This is a genomic window from Dyella thiooxydans (assembly GCF_001641285.1).
GTDB classification, from domain to species: Bacteria; Pseudomonadota; Gammaproteobacteria; order Xanthomonadales; family Rhodanobacteraceae; genus Dyella_A; species Dyella_A thiooxydans.
Map to the genome: position 1 here is coordinate 3276973 of NZ_CP014841.1, position 18750 is coordinate 3295722.

18 protein-coding genes are annotated in these 18750 nt (G+C 69.3%); 7 read left to right on the forward strand and 11 right to left on the reverse strand.

Going from position 1 to position 18750, the window contains the following annotated elements; genetic code table 11:
* Positions 1 to 69 precede the first annotated feature (69 nt).
* Positions 70 to 1200: a hypothetical protein gene (locus ATSB10_RS14845; protein ID WP_063673528.1), complete on the reverse strand. Its 1131-nt coding sequence runs from the start codon at positions 1198 to 1200 to the stop codon at positions 70 to 72.
* A gap of 164 nt (positions 1201 to 1364) precedes the next feature.
* Here ATSB10_RS14845 and ATSB10_RS14850 point away from each other — a divergent pair, with 164 nt between their 5' ends.
* Both ATSB10_RS14850 and ATSB10_RS14855 read left to right on the forward strand, forming a co-directional pair.
* Complete coding sequence (locus tag ATSB10_RS14850; protein ID WP_063673529.1) at positions 1365 to 2648, forward strand: acetyl-CoA C-acetyltransferase; 1284 nt, start codon at positions 1365 to 1367, stop codon at positions 2646 to 2648.
* A gap of 19 nt (positions 2649 to 2667) precedes the next feature.
* On the forward strand, positions 2668 to 3186 hold the full coding sequence (locus ATSB10_RS14855; protein WP_236886435.1) for an energy transducer TonB family protein: 519 nt from the start codon (positions 2668 to 2670) through the stop codon (positions 3184 to 3186).
* Positions 3187 to 3202: 16 nt separating this feature from the next.
* On the opposite strand, the gene ATSB10_RS14860 is transcribed toward ATSB10_RS14855, so the two are convergent.
* From ATSB10_RS14860 to ATSB10_RS14880, 5 genes are all read right to left on the reverse strand, one after another.
* A complete protein-coding gene (locus tag ATSB10_RS14860) occupies positions 3203 to 5071 on the reverse strand; it encodes a phospholipase D-like domain-containing protein (RefSeq protein ID WP_063673530.1) in 1869 nt (622 codons plus the stop codon).
* 22 nt (positions 5072 to 5093) lie between these two features.
* A complete protein-coding gene (locus ATSB10_RS14865) occupies positions 5094 to 5645 on the reverse strand; it encodes a YceI family protein (protein ID WP_236886436.1) in 552 nt (183 codons plus the stop codon).
* Between the two features lie 14 nt (positions 5646 to 5659).
* Entirely contained in the window at positions 5660 to 6133 is a 474-nt protein-coding gene (locus ATSB10_RS14870; protein WP_017461576.1) for a SixA phosphatase family protein, read from the reverse strand.
* A 48-nt stretch (positions 6134 to 6181) separates the two neighbouring features.
* Positions 6182 to 6814 carry a ParA family protein gene (locus tag ATSB10_RS14875; protein WP_063673532.1) on the reverse strand — a complete coding sequence of 211 codons (633 nt, stop codon included), beginning with the start codon at positions 6812 to 6814 and terminating at the stop codon, positions 6182 to 6184.
* 90 nt (positions 6815 to 6904) lie between these two features.
* Positions 6905 to 7948 carry a hypothetical protein gene (locus ATSB10_RS14880; RefSeq protein WP_063673533.1) on the reverse strand — a complete coding sequence of 348 codons (1044 nt, stop codon included), beginning with the start codon at positions 7946 to 7948 and terminating at the stop codon, positions 6905 to 6907.
* A 192-nt stretch (positions 7949 to 8140) separates the two neighbouring features.
* Here ATSB10_RS14880 and ATSB10_RS14885 point away from each other — a divergent pair, with 192 nt between their 5' ends.
* The gene (locus ATSB10_RS14885; RefSeq protein ID WP_063674521.1) at positions 8141 to 8305 is read left to right on the forward strand and encodes a hypothetical protein; all 165 of its coding nucleotides are present in this window, start codon (positions 8141 to 8143) and stop codon (positions 8303 to 8305) included.
* Between the two features lie 63 nt (positions 8306 to 8368).
* Here the strand turns inward: ATSB10_RS14885 and speE are convergent, their stop codons facing one another.
* Entirely contained in the window at positions 8369 to 9223 is an 855-nt protein-coding gene (speE, locus tag ATSB10_RS14890) for a polyamine aminopropyltransferase (protein ID WP_063673534.1), read from the reverse strand.
* 260 nt (positions 9224 to 9483) lie between these two features.
* Between speE and speA the strand changes: the two genes are divergently transcribed.
* From speA to ATSB10_RS14910, 4 genes are all read left to right on the forward strand, one after another.
* On the forward strand, positions 9484 to 11373 hold the full coding sequence (gene speA / locus ATSB10_RS14895) for a biosynthetic arginine decarboxylase (protein WP_063673535.1): 1890 nt from the start codon (positions 9484 to 9486) through the stop codon (positions 11371 to 11373).
* An 85-nt stretch (positions 11374 to 11458) separates the two neighbouring features.
* Entirely contained in the window at positions 11459 to 12244 is a 786-nt protein-coding gene (locus tag ATSB10_RS14900) for a 3-hydroxybutyrate dehydrogenase (protein WP_063673536.1), read from the forward strand.
* Positions 12245 to 12324: 80 nt separating this feature from the next.
* On the forward strand, positions 12325 to 13074 hold the full coding sequence (locus ATSB10_RS14905) for an acetoacetate decarboxylase (RefSeq protein ID WP_063673537.1): 750 nt from the start codon (positions 12325 to 12327) through the stop codon (positions 13072 to 13074).
* A 10-nt stretch (positions 13075 to 13084) separates the two neighbouring features.
* Positions 13085 to 14287, forward strand: coding sequence for a patatin-like phospholipase family protein (locus ATSB10_RS14910; protein WP_063673538.1), 1203 nt, complete (start codon positions 13085 to 13087; stop codon positions 14285 to 14287).
* 76 nt (positions 14288 to 14363) lie between these two features.
* Here ATSB10_RS14910 and ATSB10_RS14915 read toward each other — a convergent pair whose 3' ends face one another.
* The 4 genes from ATSB10_RS14915 to radC form a co-directional block, all read right to left on the reverse strand.
* Positions 14364 to 15119: an SDR family NAD(P)-dependent oxidoreductase gene (locus ATSB10_RS14915; protein WP_063673539.1), complete on the reverse strand. Its 756-nt coding sequence runs from the start codon at positions 15117 to 15119 to the stop codon at positions 14364 to 14366.
* A gap of 28 nt (positions 15120 to 15147) precedes the next feature.
* Entirely contained in the window at positions 15148 to 15852 is a 705-nt protein-coding gene (locus ATSB10_RS14920) for an SPOR domain-containing protein (protein ID WP_063673540.1), read from the reverse strand.
* On the reverse strand, positions 15853 to 17541 hold the full coding sequence (gene argS / locus ATSB10_RS14925) for an arginine--tRNA ligase (RefSeq protein WP_063673541.1): 1689 nt from the start codon (positions 17539 to 17541) through the stop codon (positions 15853 to 15855).
* Between the two features lie 483 nt (positions 17542 to 18024).
* Positions 18025 to 18696, reverse strand: coding sequence for a RadC family protein (gene radC / locus ATSB10_RS14930; RefSeq protein ID WP_063673542.1), 672 nt, complete (start codon positions 18694 to 18696; stop codon positions 18025 to 18027).
* Between the last annotated feature and the right edge of the window lie 54 nt (positions 18697 to 18750).

Below are 18750 nucleotides of genomic sequence, written 5' to 3' on the forward strand. Positions count from 1 at the left end.
CCCGAAGCTTCCCCGACGCCTGTGGCAGGCCCGAGCATGATGCGCTGCCCGGCGTCCGGATGCACGGTGTCAGTGCAGCGGCGTGTCCGGTGCACCCAGCCGGCCGGCGGCATCCAGGTGGATGCGGCCGAGCGCGTGCAGGTCCGGGGCCAGATCGAAGCGCTCGGCCAGCGTCGTCACCAGCGGTCCCAGCGCCTGCGGCTGCAGCGGGTAACCATGGGCGAGCACGCGGGCAAGCCCGCCGTCGCCACGCTGTGCCACGGTGACCGCGACCACGCCGAGTCCGGCCGCCTCGTGGGCGACCAGGCGCGGCGCGTCGTAGCCGGGATCGGCCGCTGCCAGGGTCTCCAGAAGATAGCCGTCCTGTGCCTCGGTCGGGACGCCGTCGACCGGCACCAGGCGCATCGGCAGGCCGTGTGCCTCGAGCAGGGCGGCGTACTGGCGCAGTTCGAAGATCGCGCCAGCGAATGCGTGAGCACGATCTTCTTCCCGGTTCGATGCCAGCCATTGCGCGGGCGACTGCACCAGCACGCCGCCGTCGGCGTAGCGCAGGGGCACGCCGCGCGCGCTGAGCGTGGCTTCCTCGCGGTAGGGCGTGAGCAGCGCGGCCTCCATCAGGGTCCACAGCGGTGCCAGGTTGACGTGCTCGTACTGCACGCAGGTCAGCGCCAGCAGGTCGTTGCGGCTGAGGTAGCGCACGTGCTCCAGCGGCACGCCCAGCGTGCGGATCAGCCAGTCCGCGGTACGCTGCCCGGCCTCGCCGCGGCCGACCAGTTCCACTTCCAGCTGCTCGCCCAGCGTGGCGGCGAGGGTCTCGGGGGCCAGCAGGGAGATCGGCAGCAGCCGCATCGGACCGTCCGCGTAGATGGCCTCCGGCTCCAGCGGCTGGGCCGGCATGCGGCCCTCGTGGGTGCCGAAGGCGACCACGTTCTCCAGATGACCGCGCGGCACGCGCCGGGCCAGCTCATCCAGCGTGGCCCACACCGGAAAGCCCGGACGCAGCAGCTCCACCGGGTCGAACAGCGCACCGGCCAGCGCCAGCCGCGCGTCGGTGGCGGCCGGCACCAGCGACTGCAGGTCGGCGGCGACATGGGCAGCCAGCTCGGCGGCCTCGTCGCGGGTGAGCGTGGCGCGCGGGAGCGGGGCACCGGTCTCGATCGCGAGGACCACCGGCAGGGCCTCGAGAGGCGTGCTTTCCAAGGGATTCTTCCGGACGGCAAAGACCCGTGATTCTACCAGCGGGTCCCCGCAAGCCTCGCCGGTGCTGAACCGGGTCGCACAAACGGCCTCGCAGCGGGCTTTCCCGGGGCGGCCACGCGGGTTAGCCTTGCAGGCTCAATACCCGGCCGGATGTTTCTCAGACCATGGACAACTCGCAGCGGCGCGTCGGCGTGATCGGTGGCGTGCGGATTCCCTTCTGCCGCAACAACACGGCGTATGCCGAGGTCGGCAATTTCGGCATGTCGGTGAAGGTGCTGGGGGCCCTGGTCGAGCGCTTCGGACTGCACGGCGTGGAACTGGGCGAGGTCGCACTGGGCTCGGTGATCCGGCTGTCCTCGGAGTGGAACCTGGCGCGCGAGGCGGTGCTGTCTTCCGGCCTGGCGCCGACCACGCCGGCGATCACCACCGCGCGCGCCTGCGGCACTTCGCTGGACAACGCGATCATCGTCGCCAACAAGATCGCCGCCGGGCAGATCGAGGCGGGCATCGCCGCCGGCTCGGATACCACCAGCGACGTGCCGATCGTCTATGGCGAGCGCCTGCGCAAGCGGCTGCTGGCGGTCAACCGTGCCAAGACCCCGCTGGACAAGCTCAAGACCGCGTTCCGCGGCTTCTCCTTCGGCGAACTCAAGCCGGCATTCCCGGGCGTGGCCGAACCGCGCACCGGCATGTCGATGGGTGACCACTGCGAGAAGATGGCGCGCGAGTGGCACATCGCGCGCCAGGCCCAGGACGAGCTGGCGCTGGAAAGCCACCGCAAGCTCGCCGCCGCCTACGACGCGGGCTTCTTCGACGACCTGATCGTGCCGTTCCGCGGCCTCAAGCGCGACGGCTTCCTGCGTCCGGATTCCACACTGGAGAAGCTCGCCGCGCTGAAGCCGGCGTTCGACAAGAGCTCCGGCCACGGCACGCTCACCGCCGGCAACTCCACCGGCCTGTCCGACGGCGCCGCGGCGGTGCTGCTGGGTACCGAGGCATGGGCCAGCGAGCATGGGTTGACCGTGCAGGCGTGGCTGCGCGACGCCGAGGTGGCTGCGGTGGATTTCGTCCGTGGCGAGGGCCTGCTGATGGCGCCGACGATCGCCGTGCCGCGGATGCTGGCGCGTCATGGACTCACGCTGCAGGACTTCGACTACTACGAGATCCACGAGGCGTTCGCCGCGCAGGTGCTGTGCACGCTGCGCGCGTGGGAGAGCGCCGACTACTGCAAGCAGCGCCTCGGCCTGGATGCGCCGCTGGGCAGCATCGATCCGGCAAGGCTGAACGTGCACGGCTCGAGCCTGGCCACCGGCCACCCGTTTGCCGCCACCGGCGCGCGGATCATCGCCACGCTGGCCAAGCTGCTGGAGCAGAAGGGATCGGGCCGCGGCCTGATCTCGATCTGCACCGCCGGCGGCATGGGCGTGACGGCGATCCTCGAGCGCTGACTTTCCGGGCGGGTTTGCGGTGAGAATCACCCCGCGCCTGCGCGTGACCTCGCTGCTCAGCCTGCTGGCGCTGCTGGTGGGCGTGCTCGGCACGCAATGGTTGTCCGGGCGAACCGCCGGCTGGGTCGGCCCGCACCATCCGGTCATCGCCGAGCACACCGCGCCGCCCGCCCTCCGCTATCGCGCCGACCGCGAGCGCCACGCATCGCCGCGCGTCGCCTCCATGCATGCGGCCGGCCCGGCTGCGGCGCCCGTGCCGCCGTCGCCGGAACTGGTGCCGGTCAGCATGCCGTCGCTGTCGGCCCGCTATGCCGGCCTGGCCGGGCACCTGGCCGGCGACGTGGTGCTGCATATCCAGGTGGACGGCGCCGGACGCGTACTCGATGCCCAGGTCGCCCGATCCAGCGGCGACGCGGTGCTGGATGCGCATGCGCGGGCGATGGTGACGCAATGGCGATTCGCCGTGCCGCCAGATCATCCCGACGGCCTCAGCGGCGAGCTGCCGATGCACTTCGGCACGGCGCCCGCCGCCCGTTGAGCGACGAGCGGCCGACCTAGAGGATGCCGCTCGCCCCGGCACCGAAGGCGGTGATCAGGCGCGTATAGATCAGCTTGAACGACAGCGCGACCCCGGGAAAGTCGCCCACCGGCTCGTAGCAGCTGAAGAACGCCGGGTCGCTCGGCGCCATCGGCGTGCAGCCGGGCTTGAGGTCGTAGCTGGTGGCGTAGCGGTAGGGCCAGAAGTCGAACAGCGGCAGCTTCTCGGAAATGTCGCCGATCGCCTGGTTGACCTGCGAGAGCAGCGGCACCGATACCCGCCGCGGTGCGATCACCCAGGCGTTCTCCGGTCCGGTCAGCCGAAGGATCGACGCGCGCACCGCGTTGGCGAAGTCGCGGTCATGCACGATCACCCCGGCCTCGGTGTTGTAGTGGTCCGAGCGCGGGTCGAAGTTGTGCGAGCCCACCATCGCGAAGCTGTCGTCGACCACGATCGACTTGGCGTGCAGGCCGAAGCGCAGGCCGGGCTCGATCAGCGGCGCGGGTCGGTTGCGCTTGCCGCGGCTGCCGAACATCGCGCGTGCCTCCACTCCGGGGTAGCGCTCGCGCTCGCGTGCGGCGGCGGCCAGGCGTGGCGCCAGATCGGCGTTGGCGATGGCGTAGTCTTCCTCGGCCGCCTCGGCGTGCGGCTTCATCTCCTGGATCTGGAAGCCGTAGTCACGCAGGTAGCGCTTGCGGTGCTTGTAGGACAGGGCATAGACCGCGAACGCGTCAGTCGAGGCCAGCGAGTTGGTCGAGACGCGGATCCGCGGCGGATCGGCACGTTTGTGCATGGCCTTGAAGATGCGCCGCGCCTGCTTGCTCATCACCAGGTACGGCGTCTGCAGCACCACTTCGTGCTTCGCGCTGGCGACCAGTTGCATCACGTGGTGGGTGAAATCCAGCGCGTGCCTGCGGGTGGGCGCGTCGGTCTTGGCCGGCAGGTCGCTGAAGAATTCGACCTGGCTGGTGTGAAAGGCCGGTGCCAGCAGGTGCGCCTGCAGCCAGAGAGGATCCTGGGCGTCGTGTTCGAGTCGTGCCACGCGTTGCGGTCGGCGGAAGGTCGGCGCCGGCCACCCGGGTGCCTCGGGGTGCTGCCGGATGTACTGGTTGACGTCGCGCAGCCGGGTCAGCGGCACCGAGCGCTTGTGGTGCCAGAACAGCTCGAAGCTTGCCGCCATGTCGCGCGCGGCCGGGCCCCCGACCATCACGTCGCGGTCGACGTAGTCGAAGTCGCCGTCCCAGTTGAAGTAGCGGTCCTGGTAGTTGCGTCCGCCGGTGATGCCGATGGTGTCGTCGACCAGCAGCAGCTTGTTGTGCATGCGCTGGTTGAACTTCATGAAGCAGCACACGATGCCCGCGGCGAACTCGGCCGGGTCGGTCTCGGCATCGTGGAAGGTCGGGTTGTAGAGCTTCACCTTGAGGTGGCTGTCCACCCGCGCCAGCCGGTTCAGCAGCGCGAGGTTGCCGAACGAGAACAACTGGTCGGCGAGGATGCGCACGCGCACGCCGCGCCGGGCGGCCTGCACCAACTGGTCGAGCACCAGCTGGCCGACGTCGTCCTGATCCCAGATGTAGGTCTGCACGTCGATCGAGTGCTTCGCCGCCTGGATCAGGTTGATCCGCGCGGCCAGCGCATCCTCGCTGTCGGCGAGCAGGGTCACGATGTGCTGCGGATGGTCGGCCGTGGACTGCGCCATCGCCTGTTCGGCGGCCGCGAGCACGGGGGACGGCCGTGCGCAGTGGTCGGTCCCGGAGCAGTCGGAAGACGGCGGAGTGGTTTCGGCGACGATGGCCTGCGCCTGCCGCACGTGTAGGCGCGAGACGGTGCAGCCCTGCAGGGCCAGCGCCAGCACGGCGCCCAGGAGCAGGAAGTGTTTCGACATCCGTGGATGATACGTTGCAGTGTCAGCGCGCGGCCGCGTCCAGCGTGATCATCAGGCCCAGATCGACCGTGTCGCTGACCGCCGTACGGTGTGCGTTCATCCCGTAGTCGCTGCGCCGGATCTGTCCGCGTACCTCGATCCGGCACGTCGTGTCGCGACGAAGAGTGCAACTGGCCGGCTCCAGCCGGAACTGCACCGGCCGGGTCACCCCGCGCAGCGTCAGCCAGCCCGGCAGCGGCCCGCCCTGGTCGAGCGCGCGCACCGGCAGTGGCGCGGAGACGAAGCGGATGGTCGGAAACAGGCGCACATCGAAGAATTCCGGGTCGAGCACCCAGCGCCGCAGCCGCGACGAGGTCATCGCGACGCTGTGGACGTCGACCGTGGCCTCGACCACCGCGGTGTCACGCAGCGGATTGAGCGTGACGTCGCCTTCGATATGGGTGAAGCGCCCGCCGATCTGCCGCACCCACAGCAGGCGCACGCTGAATTCCGCATGCGAGCGGGCGCTGTCGATGCGGTAATCCGCGGCGGATGCGACGGCGGGCAGGAACAGCAACGCGAGCAGCAGCGGCAACCAGGCCGCGGCCCTCATGGTGACCAGAAGGCGTCCAGTCGCGCGTTGCCGGGCTCGAGCGCGCCGTTGAGGTGCAGCACCGCCAGGCCGGCGGGCGGCATGCCGCGGAACTCGTCCGATCGCCCCTCCACCAGCAGGGCGACCAGCCGCTCGATGCCCGGGTTGTGGCCGACCACCATCACCGTGGCCACGCTCTCGTGTTCGTCGAGCAGGGCGAGCAGCTCGCCGGGCGTGGCGTCGTAGATCTCCTCGGCGTAGGCGAGCTCCGGCGCGTGATCCAGTGCCTCCATCGCCAGCTGCGCGGTGGCGCGGGTGCGCTCGGCGGGCGAGCAGAGCACCCGCTGTGGCCGCGCGCCGTGCCGGGCCAGCCAGCTGCCGGCGGCGCGCGCTTCCTGTTCGCCGTGCCCGCTAAGTCGCCGCTCGCGGTCATCGTCGCCCGGGCTGGCGGGCAGGGCTTCGGCGTGTCGCAACAGGATGAGTTCGAGCATGCATGACTCCGGATCGGCCGGGCGGGTCGCACCCGGGCCTGGTTTGGTTCAATGGGCGCGCTTGATCCAGCGCAACAGGGCCTTCCAGTCGTCCTGATGACTGCGCACGTTCTCCGACTGGTAATCGAAAATGCCCTTGCCCAGGGCCGCGAGCAGCACGTAGGCCTGGCTGTCGCGCAGCTGGGCGGCGATCGGGAAGGGCGTCGCCTCGCCGAGCTGGGCGACCGCGTCCTGGCTGGCGTGTGTCCAAGGCTTGAGCCGGTTGGCCACCAGCGCCACCGGCAGCTTGCCGCGCTTGATGCGTGGGATCTGCCCGAGTTCCTCGATGAAGGCGAGGGTGGCGTCCATGTCGAAGCTCGAGGGCAGCACCGGCACCAGCAGCACGTCCGCCGCCTCCAGGTAAGGCTCCAGGTCGCGTTCGGTAACGCCCGCCGGGGTGTCGATCAGGGCCCGCTCGGTGTCCTCCGGGAGCTTGCCCAGTGCCTTGCGACCACCTTCCAGTGCGAGCACGCCGGGAACGCCTTCCGGCCGGCGGGCCGCCCAGCGGAACGAGGAATGCTGCCGGTCGGCGTCGATGATAGCCGTGCGTTTGCCCGCCTGGGACCAGTGCGAAGCGAGCTGTGTGACCACCGTGCTCTTGCCGCAACCGCCCTTGCTGCTTGCCACCAGCACCGTAAGCATCGGCCTGACTCCGCGCGGGTAAGTGGGGCCAAGCCTACTGTGAGAGCGGTGCGGCGGGAACCCGGGGCGATGGGGAGGGCGGCCCCGAGCTCAGGGTGCGACGGTCGACGCGGTGGGTGCGATCGCGGCGGCCTCGCTGGCGCCCGGGGCGTCGAGCGGGATGCCCTCGTCGCGCAGCGCCGCCAGCATCAGGCTCATCTCGGTGCCGCCGTTGCGGGCGAGCGCCAGCAGGTGCTGCGCCAGTGCCTTGTCGCCGGCGGCACGGGCGGACAAGGCGGCGAAGTTGCGCACTTCCCAGGCGAGGTTGGTCATCTCCGCGCGGGCGGCGGCCTGGGCCTCGGGGTCGTCCGACAGCGTCTCGCGCAGATGCAGGCCGAGCGAGCGCGCCAGCGGGCTGGAGCCCCACTCCAGCAGATGGGCAAGCTGCAGGCAGCTCTGCCGGATCGCCGGATCATCCTTGCCGTCTTCGCACAGCCGTGCGGTCGCCTGCATGCCCGGCTGGGGGGCCGGCAGCAGTCCGCTGACCCCGAACACCATCACCACCTGGACCCCCCAGGCCCCGGCCGCGGAGCCGGGATCGATCGCCGCCGGGGGCGGGGGCAGCGTGCCGACGGTGGTCGCCAGCGCCTGCAGCGCGGTACCGGTGTAGTCGTCGTAGAGCTTGGCTCCGGCGGCACGACGCAGGTCCTCGCGAGCGTCGCCGCGGCGCTCGTTGGCGCTGTCCTGACCCAGCTTGAGCAGCCAGATCGCGGCATTGTCGCCGGCTTCAGCGGTGAGTGCGGCGAGTGCGTCGGCGTTCGGGCAGGTCCGGGCCGCGGCGTCGCAGTCGGTCAGGCGGGCCCATTGCGCCGCCGGGCTGGCGTCGTCGGCGCGGGCGGCGCGGGTGATCAGGGCGTGGAAGTTCGTCGAGGACGGCTGGTTCGGCAACGGCCGGGCCAGCAGGGCGGCGCCGAGCAGGGGCATCGCATCGGCGCGCGGCGCCAGCACACTCACCAGGTCGCGCTGGAAGCTGACCAGCGCCTGCGCGCGGGTCGTGGCCGGCGAGGGCGCCGCCTTGTCCCGCGCCATCGTGGCCATCGGCAGGCTCGCGAGGCCCAGCATCAGGCTGATGGCCAGTCGTCGGCGTACTCGCATGGATGCAGGTCCCTTGGCATGCAAAGCGGCAAGCGTACCGCTTGCGGATTAAGCCTGGCTGATCCGCGGGTCGACGTGGTCATCCCGCGCCGTCCCGGGTTGTTACCATCGGAGTCTTTGCCGCGCATGACGCGCGCCATCGTGCGATCACCGGAGACGCGAGTGGATACCTTCAATCATCTCGACGGCGCCATGCCCTGGTTCGCTGGGTGGGGAACCCTCGCCCTGGTCAACGCCGGGCTGGCGCAGGGCAAGAACCGCAGCGGCCTGTTGTGGTTCGCCCTGTCGTTGCTGCTCGGACCGGTGGCGACGCTGGCGCTGGTGGTGCTGCCGAAGGTCCGGCAGACGCTGTTCTGACATATCGACGGGCGCACCGGGGCGGTCAGCCGGCTTCCGCGGCCGCCGCCGAACCGGTCGGGCTTACTCGCCCAGTGCCTCGCGCATGAACTCCGGCTGCGCCAGCGCGGCCTTGTGGATCTCGGCGTTGTAGTAGCGGGTGGCGAAGTTCTTGGCCGCCGCGCCGCGCTCGCGGAAGCCGGACAGCTCGCCGCCCTTGCGCACCATGGTGCAGCTCCACCAGCCGGTCGGGTAGCACGGCTGCGGGAACGGCAGGGTCTTCACCGCGCTGAAGCCGGCGGTGCGCATCGCGGCCCGCATCGACTTGATCAGCTCGATGTGCGCCAGCGGCGACTCCGACTGCTGCACCAGAATGCCGCCGTGCCGCAGCGCCTTGTAGCAGCTGGCGTAGAACGCGGCGTTGAACAGGCCTTCGGCCGGGCCGACCGGGTCGGTCGAGTCGACGATGATCAGGTCCAGCGATTCCGGCTCCGCCTCGGCCATGTACTTGATGCCGTCGATGAACAGCAGCTCGGCGCGCGGGTCGTTGTTGGACTCGCACAGCTCCGGGAAGTACTGCTCGGCGAGGCGGGTCACGCGCTCGTCGATCTCCACCTGGGTGGCCTTCTCCACTTCCTCGTGCTTGAGCACCTCGCGCAGGGTGCCGCAGTCGCCGCCGCCGATGATCACCACGCGCTTGGCGCGGGCGTGGGTGAACAGCGCCGGGTGGGTCATCATCTCGTGGTAGAGGAAGTTGTCGCGGCTGGTCAGCATCACGCAGCCGTCGATCACCATCAGGTTGCCCCAGTCGGTGGTCTGGTGGATCTCGATGGTCTGGAACGGGGTCTTCTCGGCGTGCAGCTGCTTCTCCACGCGAAAACCGATGGAGGAGCCGGAGGCCTGGTGGGCTTCGGTGAACCAGCTGGGTTGCTGCGACATGACGGGTGTTCCTGGCGACGCGTAAGGGGATGGGGATACGTAAAGACCGCGTATTGTAGCGAGTTCCCCCGGGTCCCGGGGGACACGCACCAGTCATCCGGCCCCGCTACAATGCGCGCCTGGCGCTCCCCGGCCGCGGCCGCGCGGAACGCCTCAAGGTCTTCCCGGCCCCGCGGCGTGCGAGGCTTCCGGCCGGTAGACCTCCTGCTCTCGTCAAGGCTCGCCGCTGCGACTTCCGTTTGCACAAGGAGATACCGTCCATGGCGAGTTCCTGGGACCGCGCCGCCGCCCGTCACACCTACGCCGTGCCGCACTGGAGCGACGGCTACGTCGACGTCGGCGAGGCCGGCGAGATGGTGATGCGCCCGCGCGGCGCCACCGGCCCGTCGATGTCGCTGCCGCAGATCGTGGCCAAGGCGCGCGCCGAGGGCCTGCGGCTGCCGCTGCTGGTGCGTTTTCCGGACATCCTGGCCGACCGGCTGGGCAAGCTGCAGGGCGCATTCGCCAAGGCGACCGCCGACTGGCAGTACGCGGGCGGCTACACGGCCATCTATCCGATCAAGGTCAACCAGCAGCACAGCGTGGTCAGCGAACTGGTGCGCGCCGGCAGCGAGGGCTTCGGCCTGGAGGCCGGCTCCAAGCCGGAGCTGATGGCGGTGCTGGCGATGGCGCGTCCCGGCTCGATCGTGATCTGCAACGGCTACAAGGACCGCGAGTACATCCGCCTGGCGCTGATCGGCAAGAAGCTGGGCCTGCGCGTGCACATCGTGATCGAGAAGCTGTCCGAGCTGGACCATGTGTTCGCCGAGGCCAAGGCGCTGGACGTGGAGCCGCTGCTCGGCGTGCGCGTGCGGTTGGCCTCGATCGGCGCCGGCAAGTGGCAGAACACCGGCGGCGACAAGGGCAAGTTCGGCCTGTCGCCGAGCCAGGTGCTCACGCTTATCGAGCGGCTGGATGCGGCCGGGCTCAAGCACACGCTGAAGCTGCAGCACTTCCACATGGGCTCGCAGATCTCCAACGTGCGCGACATCGCCAACGGCATGCGCGAGGCCACCCGCTACTTCGTCGAGCTGCGCAAGCAGGGCGTGCCGCTGGAAATCGTCGACGTCGGCGGCGGCCTGGGCGTGGACTACGAGGGTTCGCGCTCGCGCAGCCACAACTCGATCAACTACTCGATCGAGCAGTACGCGGCGACCATCGTGCAGTCGCTGGCCGAGGCGGTGGCGGCGGAAAACCTGCCGGCGCCGCACATCCTCACCGAGGCCGGCCGCGCGATGACCGCGCACCACGCGGTGCTGGTGGTCGACGTGAGCGAGGTGGAGGGCGTGCCGGACGGCACCATTCCGTCGCCGCGCGCCGACGAGCCGCCGGTGCTGCGTCACCTGCGCGAGGTGTACGAGGAACTGGACCAGCGCCCGCCACTGGAACTGTTCCACGAAGCCCAGCACCACCTGGCCGAGGGCCAGGCGCTGTACGCGCTGGGCCAGCTGCCGCTGGCCGACCGCGCGCGGCTGGACGAGGCCTACTACGCGATCGCCAACGCGGTGCGCGCCCGTCTGCTGCCGGGCGAGCGGGCGCACCGTCAGGCGCTGGACGAGCTGGACGAGAAGCTGGTCGACAAGTACTTCGTCAACTTCTCGGTGTTCGAGTCGGTGCCGGACATCTGGGCGATCGAGCAGATCTTCCCGATCGCACCGATCGCGCGGCTGGACGAGGCACCGACACGCCGCGGCGTGATCGTCGACCTGACCTGCGATTCGGACGGCCGCATCGACCACTACGTCGATGCCGAGGGCGTCGACGTGAGCCTGCCGCTGCATCCGCTGAAAGCGGGCGAGAGCTACTGCCTCGGTCTGTTCATGGTCGGTGCCTACCAGGAGACCCTGGGCGACATCCACAACCTGTTCGGCGATACCGACGCGGTGAACGTACGGGCCGAGGGCGAGGGCTTCACCTTCGCCCACAAGCGCCGCGGTGACACCACCGACCTGATGCTCGACTACGTCGGCTACGACCTCGCCGCGCTGCGCCGCAGCTACCGCGAGCGCATCGCGGCGGCGGGCATCGACGGCGAACCGGCGGCGCAGCTTTTTGCGAGCCTGGATGCGGGCCTCACCGCCTACACCTATCTGGCGCCGGAAACGGACTGATCCACTCGTCACGCTTTTCCTGTCACGACAAGGGGCGCAGAATGATGCACTGCAAAACTTCCCCGAGACCCACAGGAGAGCGCTCATGGCAAGTCTGGACGGCAAGGTTGCACTGATCACCGGCGCAGCCAGCGGCATCGGCAAGGCGATCGCCGAGCTGTATGCGAAGGAAGGCGCCGCGGTCGCCATCGCCGACATCAACCAGCAGGCCGCGGATGCCGCGGCGGCGGAGATCACCGCCGCCGGCGGCAAGGCGATCGGCGTGGTGATGGACGTCACTGACGAGGCGGCGGTCAACGCCGGCACCGAGAAGGTAGTGGCCGCGTTCGGCCGGTTGGACATCCTGATCTCCAACGCCGGCGTGCAGATCATCAATCCGATCGACCAGTTCGCCTTCAGCGACTGGAAGAAGATGCTGGCGATCCACCTCGACGGCGCCTTCCTCACCACCAAGGCCGCGCTGCAGCACATGTACAAGGGCGACCAGGGCGGCATCGTGATCTACATGGGCTCGGTGCACTCGCACGAGGCTTCCAAGCTCAAGTCGGCCTACGTCACCGCCAAGCACGGCCTGCTCGGCCTGGCCCGCGCGCTGGCCAAGGAAGGCGCACCGCACAACGTGCGCTCGCACGTGATCTGCCCCGGCTTCGTGCGCACTCCGCTGGTGGAGAAGCAGATCCCCGAGCAGGCCAAGGAACTCGGCATCAGCGAAGACCAGGTGATCAAGAACGTGATGCTGAAGGACACCGTGGACGGCGTGTTCACCACGGTCGAGGACATCGCGCAGACCGCGCTCTACCTGGCGACCTTCCCGTCGGCGGCGCTGACCGGGCAGTCGTTCGTGGTCAGCCACGGCTGGTTCATGCAGTAAGTCCCTGAGCGGAACCGAGACGACGCGGCACGGTCGCCGCGTCGTGCCCTTGTGCTGTGCCTTCGATGGAGTGATCACGCATGAAGCAGGCCGATGTCCGGGCGAACGCGTTCGCCATGCCACTGACCAGTCCGGCGTTCCCGCCGGGACCCTACCGTTTCGTCAATCGCGAGTTCCTCGTCGTCACCTACCGCACCGATCTCGATGCGCTGCGCGCGGTGGTGCCCGAGCCGCTCGAAGTGACCGAGCCGCTGGTGAAGTACGAGTTCATCCGCATGCCCGACTCCACCGGGTTCGGCGACTACACCGAGAGCGGGCAGGTGATCCCGGTGCGTTTCGAGGGCGTGCACGGCGGCTACGTGCACTCGATGTACCTCAACGACCATCCGCCGATCGCAGGCGGTCGCGAGCTGTGGGGCTTTCCGAAGAAGCTGGCCTCGCCCGAGCTGGAGGTGGAGACCGACACCCTGGTCGGCACGCTGGACTACGGCAAGGTGCGCGTGGCCAAGGCGACCATGGGCTACAAGCACCGCGCGGCCGACCACGCCGCCGTGATGGCGGCGCTGCAGGCGCCGAATTTCCTGCTCAAGATCATTCCGCACGTCGACGGCACGCCGCGCATCTGCGAGCTGGTGCGCTACTTCACCACCGACATCACGCTGAAGGGCGCCTGGAGCGGACCGGCCTCACTGGAGCTGCACCCGCATGCGCTGGCACCGGTGGCCGACCTGCCGGTGCTGAAGGTCGAATCGGCGCTGCACTTCGTCTGCGACCTGACCCTGGCCCTGGGCGAAGTGGTGCACGACTACCTGGCCGAACCGGTGGCCTGAGGAGCACGTCATGAGCAAACCCGTCTCCAAGTTGCGCGCGGGCAAGGCGTCGGTCGCCTCGCGCAAGTCCGCCACCGCACCGCGCGAATACCCCACCGTCGCCCTGGTCCTGCAGGGCGGCGGCGCCCTCGGTGCCTACCAGGCCGGTGTCTACGAGGGCCTGCACGCCAGCGGTCGCCTGCCGAACTGGGTGGCAGGCATCTCCATTGGCGCGTTGAACGCGGCGGTGATCGCCGGCAACGCGCCGGAGCACCGCGTGGCGAAGCTGCGCGAGTTCTGGAAGACCATCTGCAAGCCGCCGTTCCTGCCGGCGCCGCTGGCGGCACCGGAGTTCGACGACCTGCCGTGGCCGTTGCCGCTGCAGCACGGCCTCAGCGGCATGGCGGCGATGCGCGCGCTGCTGGAAGGTCAGGCGGGTTTCTTCCTGCCGCGCATGCCGATCCCGCCGCTGGCGCCGTGGCGACGCGGACCGCACCTGGCCAGCTGGTACGACACCGGACCGCTGCGCAGCACGCTGGAGCGACTGGTCGATTTCGACCGGATCAACGACCCGCGCACGATCCGCGTCTCGGTCGGCGCGGTGAACGTGCGCAACGGCAACTTCGAATATTTCGACAGCACCCGGCAGACCCTGCGCGCCGAGCACTTCATGGCCTCCGGCGCCCTGCCGCCGGGCTTCCCGGCGGTGGAGATCGACGGCGAGTACTACTGGGACGGCGGCATGGTCTCCAACACGCCGCTGTACAAGGTGCTGCGCGACCGCCCGGCCCACGATGCGCTGATCTTCCAGGTCGATCTGTGGAGTGCGATGGGCGAGCTGCCGCACGACCTGCCGCAGGTCGCCTCGCGCAGCAAGGACATCCAGTTCTCCAGCCGCACCCGCCTGGTCACCGAGTACATGGCGCGCGAGCACGAGCACCAGCGCCTGCTGCACGACCTGATGGCGCTGGTGCCGGAGCCCCTTCGCGACGATCCGGCCTACCTGCGGGCGCAGGCGCGCTCGTCCGGTGCGCTGACCAACCTGGTGCACCTGATCTACCGCGACAAGCCGTACGAAGGGCACTACAAGGACTACGAGTTCAGCGCCAACAGCATGCGTCGCCACTGGCGTGCCGGACTGGAGGACATGCGCCACACGCTGGCACAGCCGCACTGGCTGGATTACCCCGATGCCCAGCATCCGTTCGTGACCCACGACGTGCATCGACTGTAGGAGCGCACCCTGTGCGCGACGCTCTCCTTCAGGTGACCAAAGGCATCGCGCACAGGGTGCGCTCCTACGGTCGGCATCAGGCGTTGCGATGCACCTGCAGGCCTGCGGCCGACTGGTTGACCGGCATCACTTCCAGCCGGTTGATGTTGAGGTGCGGCGGCAGGGTGGCGATCCACCAGATCGACTCGGCGATGTCTTGCGCGGTGATCGGATCGACCCCGGCGTAGAGCTTGTCCGAGGCTTCCTGGTCTCCGCCGGTGCGCACCAGGGTGAACTCGGTCTCGGCCATGCCCGGTTCGACCGAACTCACCCGTACCCCGGTGCCGTGCAGGTCGGTGCGCAGGTTCTGCGTGAACTGGCTGACGAAGGCCTTGCTGCCGCCGTAGACGTTGCCGCCCTTGTACGGGTAGCTGCCGGCGATCGAGCTGATGTTGACGATCGCGCCGCGGCGCTCGATCAGCGTGGGCAGCAGCAGGTGGGTGATCGTGACCAGCGCGGTGATATTGGTGTCGATCATCTGCTTCCACTGTGCTAGGTCCGCCTGCTGCGCGGGCACCGTGCCCAGTGCCAGGCCGGCGTTGTTGACCAGCAGGTCGATGCCGGCGAATTCGGCCGGCAGGCCGGCGATCGCCGCGCGCATCGCGGCTTCGTCGCGCATGTCGAAGGCCAGTGGGTGCACGCGGTCGGCGCCGTGCTTGTCGACCAGCTTCTGCAGGCGGTCGGCGCGACGGCCGGTGGCGACCACGCGCCAGCCGCCGGCGACGAAGCGGTCCACGGCGGCGGCGCCAAAGCCGGAGGTAGCGCCGGTGATCAGGGCGGTCTTGGTATTCATCGGGAGGACTCGCTGGGTGACAGGGGGCTCAGTGGCCTTCCTTCAGGGCGATCGCGTTGATGCCGGCGTTCGCCAGCCGCTGCTTGGCCGATTCCAGCTCGGTGGCCGACCGGAATGGCCCCAGCCGCACGCGATGGAACACCTGGCCGCCCACGTTGACCGACTGCACGTTGGCAACGAAGCCCTGCAGCGCCAGGCGTGCCTTCAGGCTTTCCGCGTCGGCGGCATTCGGGAACGCGCCGACCTGCAACAGGTAGCCGCTGCCGGCGGCCGGTGCCTGGACGGCGGCGGCCGGTGCGGCGGTGACGTTTTCGCGCGTCACGCCGGGCGGCGGCGGGGGCACGTTGGCCTGTTGCTGGGCAGCGATCTGGGCGGCCGCGGCCTCGCGCGCCTGCTGCTGCTTCTGCTGCTCGGCGCGCGCCTGGGCGCTGATCACCGAGTCGGGGATGCGCACTTCCTTCTCCGACAGCAGCGAATAGAAATCGTACTGCGGCTTCTTCGGCGTCGTGGCGGCGCTGCCCGGCGCCACCGCGCCCGGGTCGCTGCCGCGCTGGGCGGTGGCCTGCGGGTTGGGCTGCGGCCCGGTCGGCGCCATCGGCAGCAGCGACTTGCGCATCAGCATCACCATCAGCAGGGCGCCGCCGAGGATGCCCACGGCGAGGATCGCCCAACCCGGGATGCCGCCCTTCTTGTGGCGGACGGCCTGCCGGCCCTTGCCCTTGCGTGCTGCCATTTACATGCTCTCCGGGGCGCTCAGGCCCAACAGGTCCAGACCGTTCTTGAGCACCTGGCGGGTGGCGACCGACAACGCCAGACGGGCGTTGCGCAGCTCGGCATCCTCGACCAGGAACTGGTGCGCGTTGTAGTAGGCGTGGAACGCGTTGGCCAGCTCGCGCAGCCAGCCGGCGATCAGGTGCGGTTCGAGATGCTCGGCCGCGGCCTCGACCATCTCCGGGTACTTCGACAGCTCGATCAGCAGCACCTGCTCGTGCTCGCTGTCCAGCCGCGCCAGGCGTGCCAGTCCGGCGTCAAGGTCCACTGTGAGGCCTTTCTCCGCAGCCTGGCGCAGCACACTGCACACGCGGGCGTGGGCGTACTGGATGTAGTAGACCGGGTTGTCGTTGGTCTGCGAGCGGGCCAGATCGATGTCGAACACCAGCTGCGAGTCGCCCTTGCGCGCGATCAGGAAGTAGCGCGTGGCGTCGCGGCCGACCTCGTCGATCAGGTCGCGCAGGGTCACGTAGCTGCCGGCGCGCTTGGAGATCTTCACCTCCTCGCCGCCCTTCATCACGGTGACCATCTGGTGCAGCACGTACTCGGGCCAGTTCTTCGGAATGCCCACGTCCAGCGCCTGCAGGCCGGCCTTCACCCGGGCCAGCGAGCCATGGTGGTCCGAGCCCAGCTCGGTGATCGCACGCTCGTAGCCGCGCTGCCACTTGGAGCGGTGGTAGGCGACGTCCGGCACGAAGTAGGTGTAGGTGCCGTCGGACTTGCGCATCACGCGGTCCTTGTCGTCGCCGAAGTCGGTCGAGCGCAGCCACAGCGCGCCGCCTTCCTCGTAGGTGTGGCCGTGGGCGATGAGCTCGCGCACGGTCTCGTCCACCTTGCCGTCGGCGTACAGCGAGGACTCCAGGAAATACACGTCGAAGGCGACGCCGAAGGCCTTCAGGTCCAGGTCCTGCTCGTGGCGCAGGTAGGCCACGGCGAACTGGCGGATCGCGTCCAGGTTGTCCGGATCCTTCGCGCCGACCACCGTGTGGCCGTCGGCGGTGACGCTGTCGCCGGCCAGGTAGGCCTTCGCCACGTCGGCGATGTAGTCGCCGCGGTAGCCATCCTCCGGCCAGCCGGCATCGTCGGGGGCGAGACCGCGCGCACGCGCCTGGGTGGAGATCGCCAGGTTGGCGATCTGCACGCCCGCATCGTTGTAGTAGAACTCGCGCTTGACGTCCCAGCCGGTGGCATCGAGCAGGCGGCTGATGCAGTCGCCGATCGCCGCGGCGCGGCCATGGCCGACGTGCAGCGGACCGGTCGGATTGGCCGACACGTATTCCACGCCCGCCACCTTGCCGCCACCGCTGGTGTTGCGCCCGTAAGCGTCGCCTTCGGCGAAGGTGCGCCGCACTTCGGCGTGGTAAGCCTCGGCGGCCAGGAAGAAGTTGATGAAGCCCGGCCCGGCGATCTCCACCTTAGACACCAGCGCATTGGCCGGCATCGCGGCGACCAGCTTCTCGGCCAGCTCACGCGGCCTGGCGCGGGCCGGCTTGGCCAGCAGCATCGCCAGGTTGGTGGCGAAATCGCCGTGCTCGCGGCTGCGCGCACGCTCGATCACGAAGTGCGGAATCACGAGATCGGCGGGGAGGATGGAGTCGGTGCGCAGGCCGTCGAGGGCCTGCAGCAACAGGGCGCGCAGCTGATCTTTCACGGGTCGGGGTCGGCAAGCAATTGGACCGGCAATGCTAACAGAGCGGGGCTGAGCGTCAGCCCGGAGCGGTCCTGATGCGGTGCGGGAGCAGGCCTGTGGATAACTCTGTGGGAAAGGTGACACGCTTGTCGGCCCAGTCGGCCGTCAATGCCGATTTCACTTTGATCAAGGCGTGTAAACATATTAATTTCAAATACTTGGAGCAAGTATCTTGCTCGGACTTCACGTTGGCCCCGCAAATGCCCTTCCTGGCGAAATGTGCATAACTTTCCGCGTACCTGCGTTGTCCCGTACACGACCCGCCAGCGTCACGCACCTGTCATGCGGCACCGCCACACTGCGCCCCGTGCTCGACGACCTATCCTCCCCGGAGTCGTCGGGCACCAGGAGATACCGTGTTCTCCACCCTCCCCAAAAAAACGGCATGGGCGGTGCGGCGTGAGCCTGCACCGCCTTTTTTTTGGGACTCAGGGCTCCTGACGCTCAGATCAGACCACGTTCGGCCATCGACACCGGCGTACCCGCCCCGATCACCAGATGGTCCAGGACTCGCACGCCGACCAGTTGGAGCGCGTCCCGGAGTTCCCGGGTGATCGCCCGGTCGGCCGCGCTGGGTTCGGCCACACCGCTTGGATGGTTGTGGGCGAAGATCACCGCGCAGGCGTTGTGCTTGAGGCAGGCGCGCACGACTTCGCGCGGATGCACGCTGGCGCCGTCGACGGTGCCACGAAACAGCTCTTCGAACCCCAGCACGCGGTGTCGGTTGTCCAGGTACAGGCAGGCGAACACCTCGTAGGGACGATCGCGCAGCTGCGCCCGCAGATAGTCCCCGCTGTCCCGCGGGCTGCTCAGCGCCGGGCGTTCGCGTAGTTGTTCGCCCAGCGCGCGGCGGGCCAGTTCCAGCGCAGCGATCAGGCGCGCGCGCTTGGCTGGGCCGATGCCGCGCCGGCTGATGGCCTCCGCTGGAGCGCCAAGCAGGGAGGCGAGTCCTCCGTTGTCCTGCAGCAGGCCCCGACCCAGCGCGATCGCGTCGGTGCCCGGGATGCCGCTGCCCAGCAGCACGGCGATCAGTTCGGCGTCGGTCAGCGCGGCGCAGCCGCGGGCCAGCAGCTTCTCGCGGGGGCGTTCGGTTTCGGGCCAGTGGCGGATGCTCATCCGCTCAGCCTGCCGTCGAGGGTGACGCGCGGCCATCGGCCAAGCGCGGCCCGG

Coding starts and splice junctions, on each gene's coding strand:
- ATSB10_RS14850 (WP_063673529.1), top strand. CDS start 1,365: ATGGACAACTCGCAGCGGCGCGTCGGCGTGATCGGTGGCGTGCGGATT.
- ATSB10_RS14860 (WP_063673530.1), bottom strand. CDS start 5,071: ATGTCGAAACACTTCCTGCTCCTGGGCGCCGTGCTGGCGCTGGCCCTG.
- ATSB10_RS14870 (WP_017461576.1), bottom strand. CDS start 6,133: ATGCTCGAACTCATCCTGTTGCGACACGCCGAAGCCCTGCCCGCCAGC.
- ATSB10_RS14875 (WP_063673532.1), bottom strand. CDS start 6,814: ATGCTTACGGTGCTGGTGGCAAGCAGCAAGGGCGGTTGCGGCAAGAGC.
- ATSB10_RS14880 (WP_063673533.1), bottom strand. CDS start 7,948: ATGCGAGTACGCCGACGACTGGCCATCAGCCTGATGCTGGGCCTCGCG.
- ATSB10_RS14885 (WP_063674521.1), top strand. CDS start 8,141: ATGCCCTGGTTCGCTGGGTGGGGAACCCTCGCCCTGGTCAACGCCGGG.
- speE (WP_063673534.1), bottom strand. CDS start 9,223: ATGTCGCAGCAACCCAGCTGGTTCACCGAAGCCCACCAGGCCTCCGGC.
- speA (WP_063673535.1), top strand. CDS start 9,484: ATGGCGAGTTCCTGGGACCGCGCCGCCGCCCGTCACACCTACGCCGTG.
- ATSB10_RS14900 (WP_063673536.1), top strand. CDS start 11,459: ATGGCAAGTCTGGACGGCAAGGTTGCACTGATCACCGGCGCAGCCAGC.
- ATSB10_RS14905 (WP_063673537.1), top strand. CDS start 12,325: ATGAAGCAGGCCGATGTCCGGGCGAACGCGTTCGCCATGCCACTGACC.
- ATSB10_RS14910 (WP_063673538.1), top strand. CDS start 13,085: ATGAGCAAACCCGTCTCCAAGTTGCGCGCGGGCAAGGCGTCGGTCGCC.
- ATSB10_RS14915 (WP_063673539.1), bottom strand. CDS start 15,119: ATGAATACCAAGACCGCCCTGATCACCGGCGCTACCTCCGGCTTTGGC.
- ATSB10_RS14920 (WP_063673540.1), bottom strand. CDS start 15,852: ATGGCAGCACGCAAGGGCAAGGGCCGGCAGGCCGTCCGCCACAAGAAG.
- radC (WP_063673542.1), bottom strand. CDS start 18,696: ATGAGCATCCGCCACTGGCCCGAAACCGAACGCCCCCGCGAGAAGCTG.